Source organism: Arthrobacter cryoconiti (genome assembly GCF_020905375.1).
Taxonomy (GTDB): domain Bacteria; phylum Actinomycetota; class Actinomycetes; order Actinomycetales; family Micrococcaceae; genus Specibacter; species Specibacter cryoconiti.
In genome coordinates, this window is sequence record NZ_JAJJBU010000007.1 from 44,049 (window position 1) to 67,243 (window position 23,195).

Below are 23,195 nucleotides of genomic sequence, written 5' to 3' on the forward strand. Positions count from 1 at the left end.
GCTATGACCAGTATCCGAGCGAGAACTCAGCAATGACGACCGAAAGCATGAACGACGCGGTGATCGCCACCAGGCCGACGGGGATAATCTTCCAGCCAATGTTTTTTAGCAGTGGCACGTCCTTACCAAGTGAGAGGCCGGCAAGTGTCAGCATTACCGTGGCAATCGAGAGGAAGTCCACAGAGGAGACCAGTTTTGTCAACGGCCCGGCGGCGAAGAACCATGGGCTTGAAGCGTAGGCACCGATGGTCGTGATCCAGATGATGGCCGAGACCTTGCGGGAAATCTTGTGTAGGAACAGTCCCAGAACTACCAGAGCCATGAGGACCACATAACCGCCAATGACATTCCAGTGCAGACCCTTGGCGGCCACAGATGCCGTGCCGATGCCCAGAATGGAAAGCACGCTCAGGGACAGCCATAACGGTAGCTTCACCTCGGCAGTGGATTGGGCCACTTTGTCGCGGAAATCGCGGTTGGCGTCATCCACGGCGCCAGCGGATCCTGATGCGTCGGGGGATACTGACGTGGTGGTGGCTCCTGACACGTCGGCGGCTCCTGACGCGCCGGCGGTTTCAGGAGCAAAGGTGACGGAGCTGCTGGTGGTTCCACCTGCGACGACGGCGGCCGAAGCCGTAACGGTCTGTGCCTGCAGGGCTGCCGCGGTGCGCTTGCGCGTGAGTAGCTTGTAGAACTTGTCGGCCAGTGGCAGCGAGACATAAATGCCCACATAGACGCCCAAGATGGTGGTGATCAGGTTGGAGACGGCCGCGATGCCAAGAATGGCCGTCTCATTTCCGGGGTAAGCGGTGGTGATGCTTGCTACGGAGGCTGCCATCATGGATCCTGAGCCGACGCCGGAGCCCATAGCGAGGGCCAACGGGTTGAAGATCCCCCAGTTGGCAACCAAGGACGTCAACAAGGTGATGAAAACTGCGCCGAAGAGTGTGCCAAAAACGTACATTGCCAGCACACCGCGGTACTGATCAGAGTCCGGGCCGTACTTTTCCGAGACCATGGCAAATGACGGCTCGCGGTCCAGCGAGAACGTGGCACCGACGGTTGCCGTACCCATGCGGAGCAACACGGCCAAAGGAAGAGCCAGGAATACGGTTCCCAAAAGGTGTCCGACCTCCTGCAACAGCAACGCCGGACCGGCCTTCACGAGTACCGGAAGGCTGGGGCCGATGTTGAAAGCCAAGCGGGCTACCAGGAGCATTACGGCAACACCGACCAATGCGGCAGCAACCTTTTGCAGGTCCAAGCCCAGTGGCTTGAACTTTTGTACTGATATCAAGAGGCCCACGATCAGACCCCAGACCATGGGGAAAATAACTATCGAGCCGATGCCGACGTTGATCTTAGCCGAGCCGATGAATTGCACGGCCAAAGCAATCACCAAGGCTAAAAGTGCAATCGGTAGGGTGTGCTTGAGCCCAGCCTTTGCTGGTGCGGGACGAGTGCTCATGATGTGAATTCCTTGGAGGGGTTGGCGTGGCCGGCTGCGATGAAGCGGCTGCGCTGATCAGGATTGATGGCGGCGTCGGCAGTGGTCCAAGCCAGCGCGGTAGCGGCTTCGAACATGACGGCATAGGCTTCGGGGGTGTTGGCCAAAGCGGCGAAATCGTGGGAGTGGATGGGTACATCTGCGCCCGGAATGCTCAGCCACGGGTGCAGGCTGGGGATAATTTGGGAAATGTTGCCCATGTCCGTGGAGCCCCCGCCCATTCCGGCTGCCGGCGTCGTGTCCTTACCGAAAACATCCATGGCCGCCGTCCAGTTTGCGGCAAGTTCGTCGTCTTGCAGGAGCGGTTCATACAACGGCTCCGTCGATTCAACGGCCAGTTCCGTTCCGGTAGCCAGTGCGGCGCCTTCGAAGCAACGTCGAACACGGACCAGTAGGGCTTCATAGGCGGGCAAGGTGAACGCCCTGCATTCAAACTCGACGACGGCGCGTTCGGGGATGATGTTGGTGACCTTGCCAGCTTCGGCAATGTACAGGCCCACACGCTGGTCTCCTGGGATTTGCTGGCGCAGCAAACCGATGGCGACCTGGCTGATGACGGCCGCGTCAGCTGCGTTGACACCCAAGTGCGGAGCGGCAGCAGCGTGCGCGGCTTTGCCGGTGAACGTCGCCCGGTAGCGGCCCACCGCCTGTGCGCTGGTTCCGGCCGGGTTATAGGTGACCCCATCCTGGACGGGATGGACCATCATGGCCAGCCCGACGCCGTCGAACGCCCCGTCTTCGAGCATGAGGACCTTACCGCCGCCGTGTTCTTCGGCAGGGGTACCGATCGCTTTGAGCGTGATGCCAAGTTTGTCGGCTAGAGGTGCGAGGGCCAGAGCCGCAGCTACGGACGCACCAGCGATGAGATTGTGTCCGCAGGCATGGCCGATTCCCGGCAACGCGTCATATTCGATGCACAGTGCGACGGTCAGGTCTCCGCTTCCGGCGGTAGCGCTGAAGGCCGTAGCTAGCCCGGACGTGCCGGTTTCAACGCTGAAACCGCCCTCGCGTAGCAGGGACGTAATGCCGGCAGATGCGCGTACTTCCTCAAAGGAAAGCTCGGGATGAGCATGGATATCGACGGCAAGTGCCTGAACTTTCTCGCGCCAATGATCGATTCCGGCGGCCAGCTCCGCATGGATGCCGGCCCGCGATTCTGTGATGTTGCCAAGGTTCAAGATGTTCTCTCCTAGGTGCTGGAAAATAGCTGAGTCAAAAGTTTGCTGAGTGGGATTAATCCAGATGGACGCCGAGGTCTTTCCATAGCTGTTGGGACCGGCGCAGGGTTTCACGGCTGCGTTCTGGATGGGCGGCTTGCATGCCCGCTAGCAGCCCGTAGACCACAGAGGTTGTTGCCGTGACCGACTGGAAAAAGCCGATTCCTTCGGAGGGGACAATGAGCAAGTGCTCGGCGATGTCCGCGAGACGTCCACGCCGCATATCACTGATGGCGATAATGGTGGCGCCAGCCTCATGGGCGGCCTCCGCGGCGGCGATCAACTGCCCGATCGATCGCCAAATGTTGATGACGACGATCACGTCGCCTGGGCCCATCGTGTTAGTGCTGGTCACTAGGTGGACGCCAGCGCGGCTCTCAAGGGAAATTGGGTAGCCCATGGTGGAGCCCAAGTGGGCCATGACGACAGCGGGCGCGGCGTAAGAGCCATGCCCTATCACCAGAATCGAGCGCGCCGCTGCCAGCGTGGCGATGGTGGCTTCGACGTCGGCGGAGGTGTTGTTCTTCAGCGTGAGGCGGAGGTTCTCAATGTCCTGGGTCAGGGCGGCCTGTAACGGATTGTTGTGCTGGCCATGCTGAACCAGTGTGTCTTCGCTGGAGATTTTCGCCAAGTAGCGTGAGCGGAGTTCGCGCTGCAGATCCGGCCAGCCGTCGAACCCCAAGGCTTGTGCCGCCCGAACAACCGTTGAATTGTTCACATCGGCATGACGGGCTATCTCGGCGATCTCTGCGTAAGAGGCGAGTTGGGGTTGGCGCATGATGACGTTTGCCACCCGGTTTTGGGCCCTCGGCAGGGTAGTCTTCGCCAGAATGTCATCGAGCCAGTCGATGCCCGGGCTCGCGGTGCCCTCAGAAGATGTTAGTTGCGTCACTCTGCAATTATGATTGCAGAACGGTGAATATGCAATCTGGATTGCAGAACCTATTTTGTGGTGATCTGGCACCCGGCGTTGCGCTGCCTACCGCGCCTATACTGGAAAAGCCGGAAACGTGGCCCATTAGGACGGCTTTCCAGGCGGGCGTTTGAGACCCCAGAACCGGGGCGTGGCCTTCGCAGGTACCGAACAGAGGATGAGAATTATGGCGCATTGGCAGGAATCAATCGCAGTTTGGGGCCCGGCGTGGTCGGCGGTGCGCGGTTTATCTGGTGAGATGCGCCACGACGATGTGAGCCACGCGGATGCACTGCGGGAGCGCTTAGTAGCGTGGCCGGATGCTCAAGAGCAGGCCACAACCTTTACTGGTTCCATTTTGACGCTGGCCACCGAGGAAGCCGCCGCATCCCGCGAATTTGCCGCCGGACTGGGTCTGAAGGAGACGAGTGCACTGGTACTGCTCAGTGCTAGGACAGATGATTTGGATCTGTCCCCTTCCTTACCCGCGGATGCCAATATTGCTGAGGCGCCCATGGAGGACTACGACGCCGTTGAGGTTGCTCTCTTTGACCGCCCTGTTGCTGACGGCCGCATCAAGCTCGAGGATGGCCTCGCGGTACTGGGCCAGTTGCGTGTTGCAGAGGACCAAGAAGAATTGGTGGGCGTGTTTGAACAAGCCATGGTGGCTGTACTCGGAGACGAAGCGTTCCAGCATGGTGCGGACGTCCTGTATTTGGTAGCTGATCCTGCCCAAGCAGAGCGCTTCGCAAAGGTTGACGGTTGGTCTAAGGTCGCTGAGCTTCTGAGCTTCAGTCGGTGAATGCTGCTAACGGCGGCGCCCTCGCCTAGCTGGTGGGGTGAGACTCGCCCAGCTGGTGGGGTGAGACTTGCCCGGCTGGTGGGGTTAGACTCGCACAGCTGGTGGGGTGAGACTCGCCCGGCTGGCTGGGTGAGAAATGGCGGGTTGAGAAACCTGGTGCTGGGCCAAAACAACAAAAACATGGCAGAATTGGTGCTGGCCCGGGTGCAGACGGGCCCAGTGATAATACAGCCGGCCGGCTGCCCTAGAGGATGTGACGGCTGGGCGAACCACTACCCAATAGATTGAGACGTTCACCATGCCCTCCCTGCGCAATACTGCCGCAAACCCACCTCCCACCGACACACCCGAAGCTCCTACGTCGTCGGCTGGTTCCGCTGGAGTTCCTGCACTCACCGCTGGCGCCCGGTTCGCCGACGTCGGAAGTCGTCACTATGGCATCTTGTTGGCGTCGATGGCAGTCATCGTCATCCTCTCCAACATCGGCGCCTCTAAGGGCGTGTTGTTTGGACCAATCGTCACCGACGGCGGATTTTTCTTGTTCCCGTTTGCCTACATTTTGGGCGACGTCATCAGCGAAATTTACGGCTTCAAGATGGCCCGCAAGGCAATTCTGACTACGTTCGCGCTGTCAGTTTTCGCTTCACTGTCCTACTGGGTCATCATCGCGCTGCCAGGTTTCACGGACGATTATGGAATCGCTAAACAGGCAGCCTTGGTTGAAGCATTGGGGCCGGTGCCGCAAATTGTGCTGGCCAGCCTGCTCGCGTTTCTGGTGGGACAGACTATCAACTCCCAGATCATGGTCCGGCTCAAAGCTCGGCAAGGAGAGCGCAAGCTGTGGATGCGGCTCATGGGATCTAGCGGGGTAGGCGAATTCTTTGACACGCTGATTTTCTGCCTCATCGCGGCCCCTGTCATTGGGATCGTGGGCTTTGGCATGTTCGCCAACTACGTCATAGTCGGATTTGTCTACAAAGTGGGGGTGCAGTACGCGCTGATTCCCGTCACCACACTGGCAATCGGCTGGTTCAAGCGCCACGAACCGACGTACCCGAAGTAGTCACTGCGCCGAGACTGACGGAGCGCTGCGAGAATGGCGCTGCGCCACGTCTGACTCGGCGGGCTCCGTCGGTCTCGGCAAGAGTGGGGAGCAGTTCGCTAGCGCTTCGGGTAGTAGCGACGCAATGTTTCGGCCTTAAACGCGAAGAACGTCCCGTCCTCGATGGCCAGCCGGGCGTCGTCGACCATCCGCACCACAAAACGCTCGTTGTGAATGGAAATTAGCGTCGCGGAGATCATCTCTTTGGCCTTGAATAGATGATGGATGTAGGCGCGGGTGTAGTTCAGGCACGTATAGCAGTCACAATCCTCCATCAGCGGCGTGAAGTCGCGCTTGAAGCGGGCGTTGGAGAGGTTCAGCCTGCCATCCGGAGTGTAGAAGGCGGACGTGCGGGCCACACGGGTGGGGGAGACGCAGTCAAAAGTGTCGACGCCGTTTTCGATCGCTGTGAAGATGTCATCCGGCTCCGAGATACCTAGCAAATGACGGGGTTTTTCCTCGGGCAGCTCTTCCGCGCACCAGCGCACAATGGTGCCAAGGTTTTCCTTTTCCAGGGCCCCGCCAATCCCGTAGCCATCAAAGTTCATGGCACCCAGATCGCTGGAAGCCTTGCGGCGCAGGTCCTCATACTGCGCGCCCTGAATGACGCCGAATAACGCCTGATACGGCTTGCCGGTCCGTTCTTGCGTCAACCGAAAGTGTTCGTCAATGCAGCGCAGCGCCCAGAGCCGGGTCCGTTCAAGGGACATCTCCTGGTAGCCGCGTGAATTCAGTAATGTGGTCAACTCGTCAAAGGCAAACATGATGTCCGCGCCGATTTGGTGCTGGACCCCCATGGAAATCTCGGGGGAAAAACGGTGCATATCCCCATTGAGATGCGACTTGAACCAGACGCCGTCGTCATCGATGTGGGCCAAGCGTTCCTTGCCAACTGCGACGGAATCGTCCGCACCTGCATGCGGTGATGCGGCCACAGCGTCCATATTGATGACCTTTTTGAAGCCTGAGCCCAAAGACATGACTTGAAAGCCGCCACTGTCGGTGAAGGTGGGGCCGGACCAATTCATGAACTTCCCGAGCCCACCGGCGGCGTCGAGAATATCCGCACCCGGCTGCAGGTAGAGGTGGTAGGCGTTGGCCAGCAGCGCCTGGGCGCCCAAATCTGCCATGGATTCTGGGAGCACGGACTTCACGGTTGCTTTGGTGCCAACGGCAATGAAAGCGGGCGTCTTCACTGTGCCGTGGGGTGTGGTGATGATGCCGGTGCGGCCCTGGAATTTACCGCCATTGCGGTCTACCTCAGCCTGGGACGGCGTGCAGCGCTCCTGCAGGCGGGTGGTCAGCGTAAAGCTAAATTCCGCCTGCGACGCCGGGCTGCCGGGTGTGCCGTCGCGTCCACCGGACGCTGCCGGCTGGGGTGCGCTGGCAACAGTTGCCGGTTCGGTGAGGTGGATGTTGGTGCTGGGTTCAGGGGAAGGCATGGGAACCATTTTGCCAGCCTTTTGCGGACCGAATGCACACGGCTGTGTGGACTGACCGCATACTCTCTTCAAGCGTACATGATGACGGTTGTGGGATGTGACACGCGAAAACTTTTTCGCCGTAAACCTTCCGAGTGGTTGATAGGCGTCCTTATTATGTAAACGTCTAAAAATATTCAAGGACTGCAGATCCCTAAGGAGCCGCTCATGTCCGCCCAGAACATCACTCACGACTCACCAACCCGAGGTCCGGCCAGACCCATGCCATATGTCATCAGCGGGGTGATGCTGGCGTTGGCCGTCATCATGCCGCTGGTGGTACCCATGTACGCCCACGACGGGCCCCGGCTATTTAGCTTTCCATTTTTCTACTGGTATCAGATGGCCTGGGTGCCCGTCTGCGCGCTCCTGGTTGGTATCGCCTACAAGCTCACGACGGCGGAGGATAAGCGCCGCCGGGCAGCTGTCACGAGTCAGTCGTCACCGAATGGTACACAGTCTGGAGTGGTAAGCGACGGAACGAACCCAGTCAGCGGACCTGACGTAACCGAGCAAACGCACGGAACAAGCGGAAGCGACGGAACCAGCGGACCCATTGGGGAACCGCACAAGGGTCGCCATGACGCTGGCGGTGACGGCGAATGAGTGCATTGACAAGCGTGATGGCGAGCATTGCTCCCGCCGCACCCACAGCCACCCGTGGCGTCGATGTGACGGCGCTGGCAGTTGTCATCATTTTGTTTATCTTCGTGGGAGTCCTGGGCTTCTACGCAGCGCGCTGGCGTACCGGGGGCAATAAGGACGGGCTGCATTCCCTTGACGAGTGGGGCCTTGGTGGTCGCAGCTTCGGTACTTGGGTTACGTGGTTCCTGTTGGGAGGAGACCTGTATACGGCCTACACCTTTGTGGCAGTTCCGGCAGCCATGTGGGCTGCAGGTTCGGTGAGTGGCTTCTTCGCGGTGCCGTACACAATCGTCCTCTACCCGATAGTGTTCTTGCTCATGGCTCGTCTCTGGTCGGTGTCTAAACGCCATGGCTTCGTCACGACGGCCGACTTTGTGGGTGGACGCTACGGCAGCAAGCCGCTGGCGCTCGCAGTGGCTGTGACCGGAATTGTGGCCACCATGCCCTATATTGCGTTGCAGCTGGTGGGTATTAAGGCCGTCCTGACGGTGCTGGGCGTGGGCAGTGCGGACAATTGGTTCCTCAATGATCTGCCGCTGATCGTGGCGTTTGGTGTGCTCGCTGTTTACACGTACACATCCGGTCTGCGTGCCCCTGCCATGATTGCTGTGGTGAAAGACGTGCTGATCTACCTGGCTGTCATTGTTGCCATCATCTACCTGCCGCAGAAATTTGGCGGCTGGGAGCACATTTTCGGTGCTGCCCAAGAAAAGATGACAACCATCAACCCGGCTACCGGTAAGGTCCCTGGCCCGTTCATTCCGGGCGCCGATAGCTACGCCGCCTATGCCACACTGGCGCTGGGCTCGGCGATGGCGCTGTTCATGTATCCGCACTCCATTACCGGCGTGCTGGCTACCAAGAGCCGTAACACCATCCGTAAGAACGCCGCTATTTTGCCCCTGTATTCTCTGGTGCTGGGCTTTTTGGCGCTGCTCGGTTATGTGGCCATTGCTGCGGGTACTCATCCGCTGGAGTTGGACGGCAAGACCATCAACCCGCAGCTGGTGGTCCCGCAGCTGTTCTTGGATAACTTCCCGTCTTGGTTTGCCGGCGTAGCGCTGGCCGCCATTGCGGTGGGCGCATTGGTGCCGGCTGCCATTATGTCCATTGCGGCAGCTAACATGTTCACCCGAAACATTTACAAGGAGTTCTTCAAGAAGGATGCCACCCCGAGGCAGGAGGCGCAGGTCTCTAAGATTTCCTCCTTGGTGGTGAAATTTGGTGCGTTGATCTTTGTCATCGGTATGGATGCTTCCGCGGCGATCAACATGCAGCTGTTGGGCGGCATCTGGATCCTGCAGACGTTCCCGGCGATTGTTGCGGGCCTGTACACTCGCTGGTTCCATCGCTGGGCACTGTTTGCCGGCTGGGCTGTGGGTATCATCTACGGTACTTACGCCGCCTATAGCGTGGTCAATCCGGTCACGCATGCGCATTTCGGTGGTTCAATCGCAGCCATTCCGGGGACCAACATCAAGGTGTACATCGCGATCACGGCGTTTGTGCTCAACGCCGTGGTGTCCCTGGTCCTGACACTGGTCCTTAAAGCATTGAAGGTTCCTGTCGGCAAGGACATCACCAAGCCTTCAGACTTTGGCGCCAATGAGGACGACCCCGAGGTTTCGGCCTTCGCTGCCCGGTCCGTGGATACGGCCGGTCCAGTTATCTAGGGTTGTGAAGCGCAAGCTTCGCATAAGAAAGGTGAGGTGCGACGGCGGCCAAGCGGCCGGCGTCGCACCACACCATTTTGCTGCGTCAAGTGCCCACGCTGCGCTTGGGTGCTAACAGCAATTACGTGCGCGGATAGTAAGTCTCCATGAAGGAGTCCCAGTGTGCTGCGATGGATTCAAACGCGGCGGCGCCCAGGCCAAAAGTGCTGGCTATGATCAGGGCGCCTGGGTGCTCGGGGATGGCGTCCATACGTGGCTGCTCAGCCAGAATGAGTAGGCCGTCGCCATGTTCGGCGTAGTCCGCCACGCTCAGCCCCAACTGAGTGTCCGTGCGGTACCAAACCTTGCCACTAAGACGTGCGCCCGTATTTAGTGTGAGCTCATATTTTTCGCCCGGTTCCGGAAGCCACCCGGTGTCGATGCCCAGAGCGGTCCACAAATTGGTGTGTTCGGAGCTGGTTCCGTCCGCGAAGAAGGTCCGCCTTGGCGTTTGCGGATGGCGCTCAAGTTTGAACTTGAGAGCTTGGATGAACATGACCCAACTCTCCGTGATGTTGGAGTCGTACTGCGCCAATTCACCGGTGGTTTTAGTCCGGGTGAGTGTGAGTCTTGTGCCGTCCGGATGAGGATCCAGGGAGAAGAAGTCGCCACTTTCCAGCTGCAGGCGACGGTGGTCCGCCGATTCCTTGACGTTGGATTCGTAGATTTGGGCGATTTCATCTTCGAGGCCATCCGCATCCCAGCCATGCCACTGGGCTATTTTGGCAGGGTCGCGAAGCATCCGCCATACTTGCTCGGCATCTGCGTTGACAAGCACTGAGAGTTGGTTTGTCTCCATGGTCGGTAATCTACGCTGCTTCGCAGAAACCGGCTAGCGTCCCAATCCTGCGTAGGAGATCGCTTGGCGCACTAGCGCTCCGCGACCGCCCACGAATTCTGACTGAACACCGGGGCTGAGCACCTCATCTGGCGTCATCCACGTCAATTCCAGGGCATCCTGACGCGGTTCGCATTCGCCTGTGACGGGAATGACGTAGACCAATGCAACTGCATGCTGGCGTTCGTCGGTGAACCCGGTTTCGGACGGTGAGGGTAAGTATTCAGCCACAGTGAAAGGAACCGGACTCACAGGCAGCTGCGGGAACGCCAGCGGGCCTAGATCCTTCTCGACATGGCGGACCAGGGCCGCTCGAATGGTCTCTCGGAACAGCACGCGGCCTGAAACCAGTGTGCGAACCATGGACCCTTCGTCGTCTGCTTGCAGCAATAATCCCACCTCGTTGACGTAACCGAGGGGGTCAAGGCGGACCGGAACAACCTCCACGTAGACCATGGGGAGGCGGTTTCTGGCCTCATACAAGTCTTCGTTGGATAGCCAGCCGGGGTACGGGTCGGGGGTGCGTACGCTCATGTATCAGTTCTACCTCATGTACCCGCACCTTTGTTGGTACAACCGCTTTTGTGGCCACATTCGTTTACGCGTCAGAGCGTCGAATGTGTAGTGAGATTCCTTGCGGGCCCTGAATCTGGAGCGTGTCAGCAGCAAACTCACTGTCAAGTTCTGCGCCGGCTAGGCGGGTGCGTAGATTCGTGAGGTCGCCGTCGCAAACGAAACACAGTTCGACGCCGTTCGCCGGGCCCGTCTGGACCTCCATGAAGCCCCCATTCTTGGCCATGAACGCCTGGTTGCTATCCGGGACCGGACGTGCGCCGATGTTTGCCAGCACTGCCCGGGCGGCATCCGCATCAGGGGTATGCCACACCTGGATTACGCTCAGTTGGCAAGATGGTGTTTCGTAGTTTGGCGCGTCGATCACGGGGTCCGCCAGAAAACTGAAACCGTCTGGGGCGGTGACACGGGCCGCGGGACCGTGGTCTGAATCGACCAAGGTGGCAGCGGTGCCGTCCGCGCACGTGCGGCTAACAAAGATCTCCCGATCCCGGATTTCAAAACCGAGCTGGAGCGTGCCGTCTTGGGGACTGCCCGCGGGTGCCCGATGCAAACCAACCCTGCCATTGCCGGAATCTAGAAGACGCCAATCGCTAGAATTCTGTACGTAGGACAGACCTAGTGCCAGCAGCAGAGCGGCATGTTCGTCAATTTTTGAGGTGAAAAGGATGGGGCGAACTCGCAGCACTATTTCCTCCTGGTCGGTGGTATCCCCACGCTACCAACGTTAGTGTGCAGCCCTGACCGGGCTACGCAGCTCGCGACGTTTTGCTACATGTTGCGGCGGCCTCGAAGACGATCCAGCGCTGCAACGCAGCGGAGAGAGTGGTTGGCTCAGGGATACCCACGAGTCCCTTAGCAGTGTTTACCACCAAGCGTTGAGCGACCCCGCGTGTTCTTTCCGGTAAGCGCCGATCCAGAGCTGCAAGCGCCATGTAGCGGCACAAAATACCGGTGAAGAGATTGCCGTCGCCGCCAGCTTCTAGCCGCAGCCCGCCCTCGGTAACTTCAAGTTCGCGGGCGACGGCGTCCACCAGTTCCGCGGCCTGGTGTGCGTACCGAGGGTGATCCAGTTGCAGAAGGGCTGCCAGAATGGGGCCTTGATTGTAGGTATATATGGTGCGCTCAATGTCCTTGACCGCGGTGGTTGGTGCCGCAGACGGGTGGATGCCGTCTAGGTAAAGCCCAATCGTGGGATCAAACAATTCGCGGCGCAGCCAGTCCACAATGGCCTGTGCCCGTTCCATCTCACCGATCCGGGCAAAGTGAAGTGCCGTGGGGCCGTTGGCTGGTGTGTTTTTGTAATCGCGCTTCTTTGACCAATAAATGCCGCCGCCCAGGACGCCGTCGTGGGCGCAGGCAAGCTGGTGAGTCAACGTTGAGCTGGCCACCATGGACAAGAATCCCGGACGTTGAGATAAGGAACCGATCCTGCCCGTGGCCGGACCAGCTCCTCTGGCCGGACCGGCTAAGTTGGCGGCACGCACTAAGTCGTTGAGCCGTCCCGTGGCCAATGCCAACCAGGCCATGTCGTCATAAAAGTGGTTGGGAAAGCGGCCAAAATTGCGCAGGAGAATCCCGCGCAAAAGTGCTCTGGCTTGCCGTACAGAGCTCAGGGCGGTGACGTGGGATCCCATCCGCAATGCCCGGAAGCCGGAATCGACCACGGCGTCTAGATAGTGTGCCTGCCACCAGTAATGCCATTCGTTCCAGGGTGCAGGGCTCGTCGGAGCGGGGTGCGAAATGGCGCCTATCTGAGTTCCGGGAAGCCAGAGAGGAGAGTAAGAGAAGCGGGAATTCACCGCACTGCGGTCAGCAGCTGCCAAGTTGTCCCAGTTGGGAGGCAAGGAACGGGCAAGGGGGCCGGCTGCTTCGGTCATGGACCCAGCGTACTGTTTGTTGGCTAAGCCGCGTTTACCCCGACAAATTCAGTTAGTATGCATTAACGCAGTTTATGAGACCGCGAAGGCGGTCAAGGACCTCGACGAGGAGGAACCATGGAGATTTTAGACGACGGTACCGTCGCACTGATCACCGGCGGAGCATCGGGCCTAGGTGCTGCGACGGCGAGGCGGTTATATGCCGGCGGCGCCGCCGTCGTGCTCGTTGATTTGCCACAATCTCGAGGCGCTGAACTGGCTGCTGAGCTCGGCGACCGGGCGGTGTTTGTTCCCGTGGACGTCACCAACGAAGATCAGGTGAACGAGGCCATTGCCGCCGCCACCGCTCTCGGCACCTTACGGATCGTCGTCAACTGCGCAGGGGTGGCCACCCCGGGTAAGGTCTTGGGCCGTGAGGGTGTCCTGCCGTTGGAGCAGTTCAGCAGGGTGGTCCAGATCAACCTGATCGGCACGTTCAACGTGGTCCGTCTGTGCGCTGCGGCCATGGCGACGACGGAGGCTCTTGCTGGTGAGTTCGGCCAAGAACGTGGAGTCATCGTCAACACGGCATCGGTAGCAGCCTTTGACGGGCAGATAGGTCAGCCCGCCTACGCAGCGTCCAAGGGAGCCGTAGCGGCTATGACGTTGCCGTTGGCGCGCGAACTAGCACGCTCGCTGATCCGCGTCGTCACCATCGCCCCGGGAATCTTCGAAACTCCCATGCTTGCTGGTTTGCCGCAGGCCGCGCAGGATTCCTTAGGTGCCCAGGTTCCGCACCCTTCGCGGCTGGGCAAGCCTGCAGAGTATGCGGCGCTGGTGGAACATATTGTTGCCAACGCGATGCTCAATGGCGAAACCATCAGACTCGACGGCGCTATCCGGATGTCGCCTAAATGAGTGTTGAACTGCCCACGGCTGACTTTTACGATTTTGAATCTGAGCTCACGGAGACCGAAGTCGCCAAGTTGGTGCAGCTGCGTGAATTCTTGACGCTCGAGGTGGCTCCTCATGCGACCAAGTGGTGGAACGATGCCGAATTCCCGGCCCACATTTTACCCAAGATTGCGGCCCTGGGGCTGGCGGCTCCGGACCGTCGTAGTTTCAGCCACCTGTTCACCGGGCTGGTCATAGCCGAAATGACACGCACGGACACGTCGCTGGCCACGTTCTTTTTGGTTCACCATGACCTCTTTGTCCAAGCACTGATCGATTTCGGTTCCGAGGAGCAACAGCAGCGGCTGCTCCCGGACGCCATCGCCCTGCGCACCACGGGTGCTTTTGCGCTCACCGAGCCGGATCATGGCAGCGATGTTGCTGGCGGAATGGTCACGACCGCGCGCAAAGTCACGGACGAGGACGGCACCCACTGGGTACTCAATGGCGCCAAACGGTGGATCGGCAACGGGACGTTCTGCGAGCACATGCTGCTGTGGTCCCGGGACGCTGACTCGGGGAAGGTGCGTGGCTTCATTCTCGATGGGTCGCTGCCGGGGGTGACCCGGACAAAAATAGAGCACAAGATTGCCCTGCGCACAGTACAGAACGCGCACATCGTTTTGGAGAACGTACGGGTAGAGGAGCGGGACAGGTTCTGTGGCGTGGAGTCTTTTAGCGACACCAACAAGCTACTGCGCGGATCACGCATCTCCGTAGCATGGCAGGCTGTAGGGCAGCAGTTTGCCGCCTTTGATGTGGCCCGGGCCTATGCACTGGAACGCCAACAGTTCGGCAAACCGTTGGCTTCCTTTCAGATGATCCAGAGTCAACTGGTGAAAATGTTAGGCAACGCCACGTCCTCGTTGGCCATGATGGCACGGATTGCCACCCTCCAGGACCAAGGGGCTGTGGGCGGATCTGACGCCACCATGGCGCAGGTGGCGCTGGCGAAGGCGCACACTACCGCCGCTATGCGCGAGACCGTCGCCATGGGCCGTTCCATTCTGGGCGGTAACGGCATAGTGAGCGACTATCGGATGGCTAAGATCTTCTCCGATGCTGAGGCTATTTACACTTACGAGGGCTCGCATGAGATCAACACGCTGATTGCCGGGCGGACTATCACAGGAATCTCCGCGATCGTTTGATGCGCGGACCGTGAGGCGGAGCAGATTCCAACTCCGCCTCACGGATTCCTCTACCGGACTCCTCTACTTGCGCGGATCTTTCTCGCCAGCCTCGATGGGGGCGTTAATAGTGTTGCCGGCAACGGGGGATGGGCACGTGCCGTAGTCGGTGAAGGCGCTGGGATAATTAATGGCGCGGTTGAAGTCCACCACAACGGTTCCGTCCGGGCGCGGCTTGGTCAATTCGAGCTTGCGCCAATGGGAGCTGGTGTCATTGTTCGTCTCGTCGTAGAACGTGACGATCAGCGAGTCCAGGGCGGCCTCTTGGGCGGCTAGGCGGTACGTGGTTCCGTCAAGGTCAAATACGACGTCTCCAACAAGGATCGTGAGTCCTGGCACCTCTGGGTTGGCGGTGGCGACGACTGTAGTGCGCGGCTGCTCGTAACGTTCAAAAGTAGCGGTGAATACCAAATCTGGATTGTAGTCAAAGACCGGTACACCTGAAAAATTGACGAAAGTGGGGGAATCCGAATCGCGTGTGCGGATCATGTAGCGGTCAGCGCGCATGCCCAGTTCCACCACGACGGATCCGGAGCGTACCCACCGGATCGATTCCTCATCCGCCAACGTGGCCGTAATAGTTCCGCTGACCACGGTGCCGCCATCCACCAGCGTGAGTGCATCTTCCGTACCGACCGTGAGAGTTGCCCTCACGCCGTCGGCACTCCACAGTCCTGGAACACCGGCCAGTGCCGAAGGGGTGGTGGGAAGCCATTGGAATGAGCTGAGAGTTAGCCAGCCGTGATCGGAAGCCAGGGCCGCGTTACGACCCGTCCGGAATCGGTTCCAGCGTTCGCTTAGGCGAGTCAGTTCGGCGGTTTGAGTGGTCATGGTGCTCCTAGCGGCTCAGGTGTCTTGTTTCACTGTAGACACAACGGAAGCGGTGGGCCCCGTATTCCAACCGAGCAGCACTGTAGGTTCTCGCTTTGGATGTCACTTTTCTCGGTTTTGTGTCACCAGCCGCCGCATTGTCAGGGTCCTTGTTCAGGATCAAAAGATCCGTGCCATGTTGCATTGGGTAGAGGGGTGGCAGCCGGATACTTTTGATTAACCCCTCCAACTTTCGGGGACCACGCCAATACCCAACGGACCCGGATAGTTGGGTCGTCGAACCCGGAGCAGATCGCCTTCATTTTCATCGACGGTAAACAGTCTGTAGGAAAGTGACAGGAAATTGAGAATCTCAGTGATCTTTGTCCGCGCATCGTCGCAGGTCAGAGCGGTTCGTTGGTGACAGGCAGCCCGGGATCCTATAAGCACTGCTCTGGGGGTGGGAGAATAATTCGATGGAATCGAATACTGATCTGAACAAGGACATGAAGCGGTTCGCGCCGGGCACAGTGGATGTGCAAGAGGACGGCAGCATGGTCCTGACGCTTACGCGCACCTACGCAGCAGCGCCAGCGGACGTGTGGGCAATGCTGACGCAGCCGGAAAAGACGGAACTTTGGTGGGCCAAAGTACGCGGCAAGGCCCAGACAGGCTCCCCTTTCGATCTCAAATGGCTCAACGTGAAGGATGAGCACGGCCATGCTGATGAGACCGAGTGGTGGAATGGCAGGGTCATCCAGGGGCAGGCGCCGGACGTGCTCGAAATTTCCAACGCCATGCACGGCACCATCCGTGTGGAGCTTTCAGCCGACGGCACCGGCACCAAGATGGTGTTCGCCAACATTATTTCCGTGCCGAAGGATGTGGCACTGATGTCTCTCTCTGGCTGGCATGTCCACCTCGATCACTTGGCAGAAGCACTGGATGGTAAAAAAGTGGACTGGGCGCACTGGTGGGATGATTTCTACCCTTGCTGGGAGCAGGTTCACGCCGCCTATCAAAGCGCTGATCGCTGACATTATGTGAGACGGTCTGGCCCGTGTGAGCGTTGGCACAGTAGTATCCAAAGTGTCTATCCACTGACTTACACCGTATCCAGCGCAGCATACGATCCTGGCAATTACAGACCGTAAAGGACGCGCACTCATGAGTTCAGAACGCCCTGCCACCCCGGCCGAGACCACCGAAGACACGGAGCTACGCCGTGATGTGCGGCGGGTCAGTACCCTGCTCGGTGAGTCACTGGTCCGCCAGCACGGACCCGAGTTACTGGCCTTGGTGGAGCAGGTGCGCCTGCTGACCAAGGAGTCCAAAGAAGCTGCCCGGGGCGAAACTGGCACTGGGCCCTGGAGCGCCAACGACGTCGCTGAGCAGGTTCGCGAGGTACTTGCGTCCCTGCCGCTTGAGCAGGCAACAGAGTTGGTGCGTGCTTTCGCGTTTTACTTTCACCTGGCCAACGCGGCCGAACAGGTCCATCGCGTCCGCAGTTTGCGGACGCGCGAGGACAAAGATGGTTGGCTCGCCAGAACTGTCAAAGAGATCGCAGAGCAGGCCGGCACCGAAACGTTGCAAAAAGTTGTTAACGCACTGGATGTTCGGCCTATTTTCACCGCCCATCCGACGGAGGCGTCGCGGCGCTCCGTTTTGGATAAAGTCCGCAAGATCTCTGACATCCTTGCGACTCCGTCCGTGGACGGCAGCACCATCCGGCGTCGCCAGGACCGCAAACTTGCCGAAGTCATAGACCAGATGTGGCAGACGGATGAGCTGCGCCAGATTGCACCGACTCCTCTGGACGAGGCCCGCAACGCCATTTACTACCTGAAGAATATTTTTAGCGATGCCATGCCCGAGGTCCTTACAGAGCTCAGCGAACTGCTGGCGGAGCGCGGCGTGGTGCTCGCACCGAATGCTGCACCGTTGCGCTTTGGCTCCTGGATTGGCGGTGACCGCGACGGCAACCCGAATGTGACTTCTGAGGTCACCAGGGAGGTCCTGGTGTTGCAAAACGCTAACGCGATCAAGATCAGTATTGCCTTGATTGATGAATTACTTAGTGTCTTATCCAACTCCAGCACTCTCACGGGTGCAGACGCGGAGCTTACCGATTCGATTGCCACAGATTTGGCGAATCTTCCCGGCTTGGATGCCCGTGTCCTGGTGCTAAATGCGCAAGAGCCGTACCGTCTCAAGCTCACCTGTATCAAGGCAAAACTCTTGAACACACGCAAGCGCGCCGCTGCGGATGCCTACCATGAACATGGGCGCGATTATGCGAGCACTGCCGAGCTGATCGCAGACTTCCAATTGTTGGATTCCTCGCTGCGCAATAATCGGGCCACGCTCGTAGCTGACGGAGCCCTCGCCAGCGTCGTTCGTGTCATTTCCTCCTTCGGCCTGCACCTTGCCACTTTGGACATTCGCGAACATGCTGATCATCATCATGAGGCCGTGGGCCAGCTCATGGATCGCGTCGGGGACTTGGCTAAGCCGTATGCGGACCTGGACCGGGCTGAACGCCTCCACGCGCTCAGCGTCGAACTGGCCAGCCGCCGCCCACTTTCTGGTCACCCCATTAAGCTCGACGGCGGTGCGAACGGCACGTACGACGTCTTCCGGGTGGTGCGCCGGGCACTGCGTACCTATGGCCCAGATGTTGTGGAGACCTACATTATTTCCATGACGAGGGGTGCCGACGATGTCTTGGCGCCCGCTGTTCTGGCCCGCGAGGCTGGCTTGATCGCGCTGACCGGGCCCAACAGGTATGCGAAGATCGGCTTTGCTCCGCTGTTGGAAACGGTGGATGAGCTTCGATCCTCGGCGCAGATCGTTGACCAGCTACTTTCTGACCCGTCGTACCGCGAATTGGTGCGCCTGCGCGGTGATGTCCAGGAGATCATGCTCGGATACTCGGATTCCAATAAGGAATCAGGGGTCATGACCAGCCAGTGGGAAATCCACAAAACGCAACGAAAACTGCGTGAAGTTGCCACTAAACACGGTGTGAGCGTGCGCATGTTCCACGGTCGGGGTGGCTCCGTAGGGCGTGGTGGCGGCCCCACTTATGATGCCATTTTGGCTCAGCCCAATGGTGTTCTTGAAGGTGCCATCAAGTTCACAGAACAGGGTGAGGTTATTTCCGATAAATACTCATTGCCCGAGCTGGCCCGAGAAAACCTAGAGTTATCGCTGGCAGCTGTTATGCAAGGCTCGGCGCTGCACCGGGCACCTCGCCATGGTGAGGACGATCTATTGCGGTACGGGGACGTCATGGAAATAGTCTCCGACGCCGCCTTCGCCAGTTATCGAGACTTGATCTTGGACAAGGACCTGCCCGCCTACTTCATGGCTTCCACGCCGGTGGAGCAGCTTGGCAGCTTGAACATCGGCTCCCGGCCCTCTAAACGCCCGGACTCCGGAGCTGGACTTGGCGGACTGCGGGCTATCCCGTGGGTGTTTGGCTGGACCCAGTCCCGGCAGATAGTGCCGGGCTGGTTTGGTGTGGGATCCGGTCTAAAGGCGGCACGGGAAGCAGGCCGCGGAGACGAGCTGGCGGAAATGATCGCCAACTGGCATTTCTTTTCCTCCACGCTCTCCAACGTGGAGATGACGCTGGCCAAGACGGATATGGAAATCGCAGCCCACTATGTGCGTACCCTTGTTCCGGCACCGTTACAACACTTGTTCACCACTATCCGCGCCGAGTATGAGCTCACCGTGGCCGAGCTTCGACTCTTGAACGGCGAAACAGAGCTGCTGGATCGCCAGCCGGTGCTCAAGCGCTCCCTCGATGTGCGGGATCAATATTTGGACCCCATCTCCTACCTTCAGGTGGAGCTGTTACGCCGCATTCGGGACGCTGAGAAAACGAATACTGAGCTTGACGAGCGTCTGCAGCGAGCCATGCTCATCACAGTGAACGGTGTGGCGGCCGGTCTGCGCAATACGGGGTAAGAACCGCCGCTCCGCAGGGTAGGAGCTGCTGCCCGCACCGCGCAATACGCGACTTCGTCGGGTGTCCGCGGCGACGCCCACCCCACCGCCAAAACCTGCCTTACTGCGGGTCGGCAGGCGTCCCGGTTGGCAACCCTTAAGCTTGGAACCATGCCTTCTTTTCGCGCCACGCTTCAGATCACCGGCCTGCGCCCCGGCCATGCCCCGGGTGAGGTCATGGATATGGCCATCGCGGTCGTTGGCTCCTCTCATGTGGTGGAGGCAAACCAGCTCGACGTTGTTGCTGGAGTCCCACGCATCACCATCCGTTTCATGGTGGAGGCTAGCGAATACGACTCCGAGAACCGCAGTGCACGCGATACGGCTGCCTCCTTGGCACACGGGGTTAACTCCGTCGCGACCACCGGTGTGCTGCGTACCTACCGTCGTTCTGCGGGTAAATGGCTAACCCTTTGACACCCTGAATTTGGTTGTGACCTAGATCACATAAATGCGACCGTGACGATTTTAGTTCCCATTACGACTTACTTGTGTAGGCGTCAATCGACGCAGACCATAAGGAACTATCAAAGCCAGCCACATCAGGAGTGATTATTTTGACTACTCAGCCTCAGCCCAAGAACCCGCAGAGCGCGGCAAAGGTCTTAGACGCAAACCGTGGCACCACGACCGTGGCCGACGGTGTCGTAGCGAAAATTGCAGGTATCGCTGCAGCCGACATCCCCGGTGTTTACGCGCTCGGCGGCGGGGCTGCCCGCGCCCTTGGCACACTGCGTGAGGCTGTCGGTCAGAAAGACCTGACCCAAGGTATCAACGTCGAAGTTGGGCAGACTCAAGTCGCCGTCGACGTGACCATCGTGGTCGAGTACCCGCATCCCTTGCAGAAGGTGGCCGACGACGTCCGCGAGGCTATCTACGCAGCCGTTGAGGACGTCGTGGGTATGGATGTCACGGAGGTCAACGTGACCATCACGGATATCCACATTGAATCCGATGACGCCGACGATAAGCCCGCGCAGGTCAAGCCCGCGCAGCCCAAGCGCGCCGATGACGCCGGCCAGCTCGCCGCACGGGAATCTCGCGTCTCATGACGGGGGCCATTGCAGGCACCCTCATCGGTGCCACGCTGGCCATTACGGCCCTAGCCTTTGGCTTTTGGGCGATGTTACTGGTGGCTTTCTTCATGGCCGCCGGGGCAATCGTTGGCCGTGTCATGGATGGCAAGTTGAACCTGCGCGGGGTGCTGGACGCCCTTCAAGGCAAGCGCACTTCGTCATGACCGTCGGCACGCCAACGGCGGTGGAGCGCGGAAATTCCCACAATCACCACCGCGCGCGTGTCGGTTACACCAGCATTTCCACCGGCGCCATGGAGCATCTTGCGGCAGCCATTGCGGCCCACGCCTTTGATGTTCCCCGGGGTGAAGTACGCGCAGTGCTCGGTGATGAGCAGGGTTCCCTGATCGTCTCGCTGGCTCTAGCTTTGTCCCTGCCTGGCCCAGGTGGCGACGGGCGCCAAAACCGTGGCCCAGGTTACTTAGCCGAAGCGGAGACGGGCGGTGCCACCGTGTTTGAGCGGGCGGCGGCGTCCAGGGCAGTGCTGACTGCCCGCATGCAAGAACTAGCGGGAACAATCGTCAGTCGCGTGGACGTCAGGTTTACCGGCATCCATAACGGACACCACACACGCACAAGGAGGGTTGCATGAGCCAGTCAACACTGATTCGACGTTTATCGCGGCGTGAAACACACTCGGCCCGCTCGGCGCTTTCCATCGTTTCGGGGGCAGTTCTACTGATTCTGATCCTGTGGTTGGTAGTGGAGTTGGTGCTCTCGATGACGGGCAATGCACCACTGACCCTCTCTCCTGCCGAGCTTGCTGAGCGCACGGCTGCGCTGGCCACTGATACTCTTCCCGCAGCCCTGTGGGGGGCCGCTGCTGTGTTGGTGTTGTTGGGACTGGTGCTCGTCTCTGCCGCGATCCTGCCTGGGCGCAAGTCCAGACACGTCCTTGCCAACCCAAGGTCCGCCGTCGTGGTTGACTCTCAAGTGCTAGCGGGCGCCATTTCACGCATCGCCCGCAACGCAGCAGGGCTAGCACCGGAACAGGTCACCAGCAGCGTGGGCCGCAAGCGCGTTCATGTGGTGCTGGACCCCGCCTCAGGCCGGGCTGTGGATACGGAAGCCGTGCGTGCGGCTGTGCAGAAGCACACGTCGGGCTATGAACTCCGACGCCCATTGGCGGTGTCGGTTACCAATGCCCAGGATACGGCGGTGGGCGCATGAACAGCACCCATCGCGGATTGAACCGGGCATTGTTGGGTGTACTCGGTGTCCTCCTGCTCGCAGCAGGCGCGCTCGCCGCAGTAGCCGGGACCAGCAGGGGATTCGCCCTAGCCTGGACCCGGACCGGAACCCGGGTCTGGGCCCGCATCCAGGAAGAACTGGGTGCGGCCCGGATACTCGAGTCGGACGTTAGCTGGTGGACGGCGGCCGTAGTTGCGCTCTTGTTGACGTTGGGGGCACTGCTGGTCTGGTGGATTGCTTCCCAAGGTTCCGGGCGCAGTAATCAACTGGCTCGGACAGAGGCTCCAGATGGCGCCACCGCCGTGGATGCGAACGTCGCGGACCAAGCTGTCAAAGCAGCATTGGCTGCTAACGCGGCGGTGCTCTACGCATCGGCTCAGTCTTGGCGAGTAAGGTCCAGCCACGGCGAGACCGGGCTTAAGCTCACTATTCAAGCGCGCACTGGCGCCTCACCAACTGAGCTGATGGACGCCGTCGGCCAGGTAGTGGACGGGCTGGATGGATTGCTTGGTATTCAGCTCCCGGTGCTGGTGCGTATTACTGCTGGCACTCGGGCAAAATTCTCCCGCACCATGCGGGTTGCATAAACAATTACTGACGTTGTATAAACAATTGCTTATAAGGAGGACATTATGGGTTTGCATGAGAAGCTCAATAACAGCGCTGAAGAAGGTATCGGCTCGGCCAAGGAAGGCGCTGGCAAGCTGCTCGGTGATTCTGAGCTGGAGAATGAGGGACGCGCAGATCAGGTTTCTGCCAAGGCCAAACAGGCTGGCGAGAAAATCAAGGACGCCGCGCATAAAGTTAGCGAAGACATCAAGGATGCCGCCGATAAGCTCAAAGACGGTTTTACCAAGTAATCTTCATCAAGTAATTGCGTGCGTCAGAAATAATTAGAAAAATCATCACTTAGCACTTAAGGAGAACCTCATGGGATTCTTTGGATTCATCATTCTTGGCCTCATCGTTGGAGCCATTGTCAAGGCCGTTATGCCGGGCAAAGTGGGAGGCGGCTGGGTTACCAGCATCATCCTCGGCGTGGTTGGTGCCATTGTTGGTGGCTGGATCGGTTCGCTGATCTTCAACACCGACCTCGGCTCGTTCTTTGACCTGCGCACGTGGCTGCTGGCAATAGTGGGTGGGCTGGTTGTAGCCGCCGCTTACGGTGCCATCAGAGGTCGCAAGTAGGATCACGAAAAATGAATAAATGCGTAGGCCGGCAGAGATATTCGCTCTGCCGGCCTACGCCGTTCACAGGCTAGTGACCGTTTAACCTCATAGCCTTATAGGCGAGATCTATAGGAGAACACC

The 23,195-nt window shown here is 59.3% G+C and carries 25 protein-coding genes; 16 read left to right on the forward strand and 9 right to left on the reverse strand.

Annotated elements, in window-relative coordinates; all coding sequences use genetic code 11:
• Window position 1: 1 nt before the first annotated feature.
• From LOH53_RS04845 to LOH53_RS04855, 3 genes are all read right to left on the reverse strand, one after another.
• Complete coding sequence (locus tag LOH53_RS04845) at window positions 2–1,468, reverse strand: DUF3100 domain-containing protein (RefSeq protein ID WP_230066606.1); 1,467 nt, start codon at window positions 1,466–1,468, stop codon at window positions 2–4.
• A complete protein-coding gene (locus tag LOH53_RS04850; protein ID WP_376991484.1) occupies window positions 1,465–2,649 on the reverse strand; it encodes an amidohydrolase in 1,185 nt (394 codons plus the stop codon). The genes LOH53_RS04845 and LOH53_RS04850 overlap by 4 nt, the downstream gene beginning before the upstream one ends.
• Window positions 2,650–2,740: 91 nt before the next feature.
• On the reverse strand, window positions 2,741–3,616 hold the full coding sequence (locus LOH53_RS04855) for a MurR/RpiR family transcriptional regulator (RefSeq protein WP_230066608.1): 876 nt from the start codon (window positions 3,614–3,616) through the stop codon (window positions 2,741–2,743).
• A 208-nt stretch (window positions 3,617–3,824) separates the two neighbouring features.
• On the opposite strand from LOH53_RS04855, the gene LOH53_RS04860 reads away from it, so the two are divergent.
• Both LOH53_RS04860 and LOH53_RS04865 read left to right on the forward strand, forming a co-directional pair.
• On the forward strand, window positions 3,825–4,439 hold the full coding sequence (locus LOH53_RS04860) for a hypothetical protein (RefSeq protein ID WP_230066609.1): 615 nt from the start codon (window positions 3,825–3,827) through the stop codon (window positions 4,437–4,439).
• A gap of 298 nt (window positions 4,440–4,737) precedes the next feature.
• Window positions 4,738–5,502, forward strand: coding sequence for a queuosine precursor transporter (locus LOH53_RS04865; protein ID WP_230066610.1), 765 nt, complete (start codon window positions 4,738–4,740; stop codon window positions 5,500–5,502).
• A gap of 98 nt (window positions 5,503–5,600) precedes the next feature.
• On the opposite strand, the gene tgt is transcribed toward LOH53_RS04865, so the two are convergent.
• The gene (gene tgt / locus LOH53_RS04870; protein ID WP_230066611.1) at window positions 5,601–6,983 is read right to left on the reverse strand and encodes a tRNA guanosine(34) transglycosylase Tgt; all 1,383 of its coding nucleotides are present in this window, start codon (window positions 6,981–6,983) and stop codon (window positions 5,601–5,603) included.
• A gap of 207 nt (window positions 6,984–7,190) precedes the next feature.
• On the opposite strand from tgt, the gene LOH53_RS04875 reads away from it, so the two are divergent.
• The gene (locus tag LOH53_RS04875; protein WP_230066612.1) at window positions 7,191–7,628 is read left to right on the forward strand and encodes a DUF3311 domain-containing protein; all 438 of its coding nucleotides are present in this window, start codon (window positions 7,191–7,193) and stop codon (window positions 7,626–7,628) included.
• Window positions 7,625–9,340, forward strand: a complete 1,716-nt coding sequence (gene mctP / locus LOH53_RS04880; RefSeq protein WP_326832741.1) for a monocarboxylate uptake permease MctP — start codon at window positions 7,625–7,627, stop codon at window positions 9,338–9,340. Before LOH53_RS04875 ends, mctP begins: the two co-directional genes overlap by 4 nt.
• Window positions 9,341–9,461: 121 nt before the next feature.
• On the opposite strand, the gene LOH53_RS04885 is transcribed toward mctP, so the two are convergent.
• From LOH53_RS04885 to LOH53_RS04900, 4 genes are all read right to left on the reverse strand, one after another.
• The gene (locus LOH53_RS04885; RefSeq protein ID WP_230066613.1) at window positions 9,462–10,178 is read right to left on the reverse strand and encodes an SRPBCC domain-containing protein; all 717 of its coding nucleotides are present in this window, start codon (window positions 10,176–10,178) and stop codon (window positions 9,462–9,464) included.
• Window positions 10,179–10,211: 33 nt separating this feature from the next.
• Complete coding sequence (locus LOH53_RS04890) at window positions 10,212–10,751, reverse strand: NUDIX hydrolase family protein (RefSeq protein WP_230066614.1); 540 nt, start codon at window positions 10,749–10,751, stop codon at window positions 10,212–10,214.
• A gap of 64 nt (window positions 10,752–10,815) precedes the next feature.
• On the reverse strand, window positions 10,816–11,478 hold the full coding sequence (locus LOH53_RS04895; RefSeq protein WP_230066615.1) for a VOC family protein: 663 nt from the start codon (window positions 11,476–11,478) through the stop codon (window positions 10,816–10,818).
• A gap of 61 nt (window positions 11,479–11,539) precedes the next feature.
• Window positions 11,540–12,670, reverse strand: a complete 1,131-nt coding sequence (locus LOH53_RS04900) for a glycoside hydrolase family 76 protein (RefSeq protein WP_230066616.1) — start codon at window positions 12,668–12,670, stop codon at window positions 11,540–11,542.
• Window positions 12,671–12,787: 117 nt separating this feature from the next.
• Here LOH53_RS04900 and LOH53_RS04905 point away from each other — a divergent pair, with 117 nt between their 5' ends.
• Window positions 12,788–13,567 carry an SDR family NAD(P)-dependent oxidoreductase gene (locus LOH53_RS04905; RefSeq protein WP_230066617.1) on the forward strand — a complete coding sequence of 260 codons (780 nt, stop codon included), beginning with the start codon at window positions 12,788–12,790 and terminating at the stop codon, window positions 13,565–13,567.
• Window positions 13,564–14,754 carry an acyl-CoA dehydrogenase family protein gene (locus LOH53_RS04910; RefSeq protein WP_230066618.1) on the forward strand — a complete coding sequence of 397 codons (1,191 nt, stop codon included), beginning with the start codon at window positions 13,564–13,566 and terminating at the stop codon, window positions 14,752–14,754. The genes LOH53_RS04905 and LOH53_RS04910 overlap by 4 nt, the downstream gene beginning before the upstream one ends.
• A gap of 63 nt (window positions 14,755–14,817) precedes the next feature.
• On the opposite strand, the gene LOH53_RS04915 is transcribed toward LOH53_RS04910, so the two are convergent.
• Complete coding sequence (locus LOH53_RS04915; RefSeq protein ID WP_230066619.1) at window positions 14,818–15,624, reverse strand: DUF1684 domain-containing protein; 807 nt, start codon at window positions 15,622–15,624, stop codon at window positions 14,818–14,820.
• Between the two features lie 455 nt (window positions 15,625–16,079).
• Between LOH53_RS04915 and LOH53_RS04920 the strand changes: the two genes are divergently transcribed.
• From LOH53_RS04920 to LOH53_RS04965, 10 genes are all read left to right on the forward strand, one after another.
• Window positions 16,080–16,640, forward strand: a complete 561-nt coding sequence (locus tag LOH53_RS04920; protein ID WP_230066620.1) for an SRPBCC domain-containing protein — start codon at window positions 16,080–16,082, stop codon at window positions 16,638–16,640.
• A gap of 130 nt (window positions 16,641–16,770) precedes the next feature.
• Window positions 16,771–19,578, forward strand: coding sequence for a phosphoenolpyruvate carboxylase (gene ppc / locus LOH53_RS04925; RefSeq protein WP_230066621.1), 2,808 nt, complete (start codon window positions 16,771–16,773; stop codon window positions 19,576–19,578).
• 150 nt (window positions 19,579–19,728) lie between these two features.
• Window positions 19,729–20,034 carry a hypothetical protein gene (locus LOH53_RS04930; protein WP_230066622.1) on the forward strand — a complete coding sequence of 102 codons (306 nt, stop codon included), beginning with the start codon at window positions 19,729–19,731 and terminating at the stop codon, window positions 20,032–20,034.
• Between the two features lie 140 nt (window positions 20,035–20,174).
• Window positions 20,175–20,669 (forward strand): Asp23/Gls24 family envelope stress response protein, encoded by a 495-nt coding sequence (locus tag LOH53_RS04935; protein WP_230066623.1) that lies wholly within the window; start codon window positions 20,175–20,177, stop codon window positions 20,667–20,669.
• A complete protein-coding gene (locus LOH53_RS04940; RefSeq protein WP_230066624.1) occupies window positions 20,666–20,857 on the forward strand; it encodes a DUF2273 domain-containing protein in 192 nt (63 codons plus the stop codon). Before LOH53_RS04935 ends, LOH53_RS04940 begins: the two co-directional genes overlap by 4 nt.
• A complete protein-coding gene (locus tag LOH53_RS04945; protein WP_230066625.1) occupies window positions 20,854–21,285 on the forward strand; it encodes a hypothetical protein in 432 nt (143 codons plus the stop codon). Before LOH53_RS04940 ends, LOH53_RS04945 begins: the two co-directional genes overlap by 4 nt.
• A complete protein-coding gene (locus LOH53_RS04950; protein WP_230066626.1) occupies window positions 21,282–21,863 on the forward strand; it encodes a DUF6286 domain-containing protein in 582 nt (193 codons plus the stop codon). The genes LOH53_RS04945 and LOH53_RS04950 overlap by 4 nt, the downstream gene beginning before the upstream one ends.
• Window positions 21,860–22,471, forward strand: a complete 612-nt coding sequence (locus tag LOH53_RS04955) for a hypothetical protein (protein WP_230066627.1) — start codon at window positions 21,860–21,862, stop codon at window positions 22,469–22,471. The genes LOH53_RS04950 and LOH53_RS04955 overlap by 4 nt, the downstream gene beginning before the upstream one ends.
• Before the next feature lie 45 nt (window positions 22,472–22,516).
• Window positions 22,517–22,744, forward strand: coding sequence for a CsbD family protein (locus LOH53_RS04960; protein WP_230066628.1), 228 nt, complete (start codon window positions 22,517–22,519; stop codon window positions 22,742–22,744).
• Window positions 22,745–22,814: 70 nt separating this feature from the next.
• Complete coding sequence (locus LOH53_RS04965; protein WP_230066629.1) at window positions 22,815–23,072, forward strand: GlsB/YeaQ/YmgE family stress response membrane protein; 258 nt, start codon at window positions 22,815–22,817, stop codon at window positions 23,070–23,072.
• The last annotated feature ends 123 nt before the right edge of the window (window positions 23,073–23,195 follow it).

Coding starts and splice junctions, on each gene's coding strand:
- LOH53_RS04845 (WP_230066606.1), bottom strand. CDS start 1,468: ATGAGCACTCGTCCCGCACCAGCAAAGGCTGGGCTCAAGCACACCCTA.
- LOH53_RS04860 (WP_230066609.1), top strand. CDS start 3,825: ATGGCGCATTGGCAGGAATCAATCGCAGTTTGGGGCCCGGCGTGGTCG.
- LOH53_RS04865 (WP_230066610.1), top strand. CDS start 4,738: ATGCCCTCCCTGCGCAATACTGCCGCAAACCCACCTCCCACCGACACA.
- tgt (WP_230066611.1), bottom strand. CDS start 6,983: ATGCCTTCCCCTGAACCCAGCACCAACATCCACCTCACCGAACCGGCA.
- LOH53_RS04875 (WP_230066612.1), top strand. CDS start 7,191: ATGTCCGCCCAGAACATCACTCACGACTCACCAACCCGAGGTCCGGCC.
- mctP (WP_326832741.1), top strand. CDS start 7,625: ATGAGTGCATTGACAAGCGTGATGGCGAGCATTGCTCCCGCCGCACCC.
- LOH53_RS04885 (WP_230066613.1), bottom strand. CDS start 10,178: ATGGAGACAAACCAACTCTCAGTGCTTGTCAACGCAGATGCCGAGCAA.
- LOH53_RS04890 (WP_230066614.1), bottom strand. CDS start 10,751: ATGAGCGTACGCACCCCCGACCCGTACCCCGGCTGGCTATCCAACGAA.
- LOH53_RS04900 (WP_230066616.1), bottom strand. CDS start 12,670: ATGACCGAAGCAGCCGGCCCCCTTGCCCGTTCCTTGCCTCCCAACTGG.
- LOH53_RS04905 (WP_230066617.1), top strand. CDS start 12,788: ATGGAGATTTTAGACGACGGTACCGTCGCACTGATCACCGGCGGAGCA.
- LOH53_RS04910 (WP_230066618.1), top strand. CDS start 13,564: ATGAGTGTTGAACTGCCCACGGCTGACTTTTACGATTTTGAATCTGAG.
- LOH53_RS04915 (WP_230066619.1), bottom strand. CDS start 15,624: ATGACCACTCAAACCGCCGAACTGACTCGCCTAAGCGAACGCTGGAAC.
- LOH53_RS04920 (WP_230066620.1), top strand. CDS start 16,080: ATGGAATCGAATACTGATCTGAACAAGGACATGAAGCGGTTCGCGCCG.
- ppc (WP_230066621.1), top strand. CDS start 16,771: ATGAGTTCAGAACGCCCTGCCACCCCGGCCGAGACCACCGAAGACACG.
- LOH53_RS04930 (WP_230066622.1), top strand. CDS start 19,729: ATGCCTTCTTTTCGCGCCACGCTTCAGATCACCGGCCTGCGCCCCGGC.
- LOH53_RS04940 (WP_230066624.1), top strand. CDS start 20,666: ATGACGGGGGCCATTGCAGGCACCCTCATCGGTGCCACGCTGGCCATT.
- LOH53_RS04945 (WP_230066625.1), top strand. CDS start 20,854: ATGACCGTCGGCACGCCAACGGCGGTGGAGCGCGGAAATTCCCACAAT.
- LOH53_RS04950 (WP_230066626.1), top strand. CDS start 21,282: ATGAGCCAGTCAACACTGATTCGACGTTTATCGCGGCGTGAAACACAC.
- LOH53_RS04955 (WP_230066627.1), top strand. CDS start 21,860: ATGAACAGCACCCATCGCGGATTGAACCGGGCATTGTTGGGTGTACTC.
- LOH53_RS04960 (WP_230066628.1), top strand. CDS start 22,517: ATGGGTTTGCATGAGAAGCTCAATAACAGCGCTGAAGAAGGTATCGGC.
- LOH53_RS04965 (WP_230066629.1), top strand. CDS start 22,815: ATGGGATTCTTTGGATTCATCATTCTTGGCCTCATCGTTGGAGCCATT.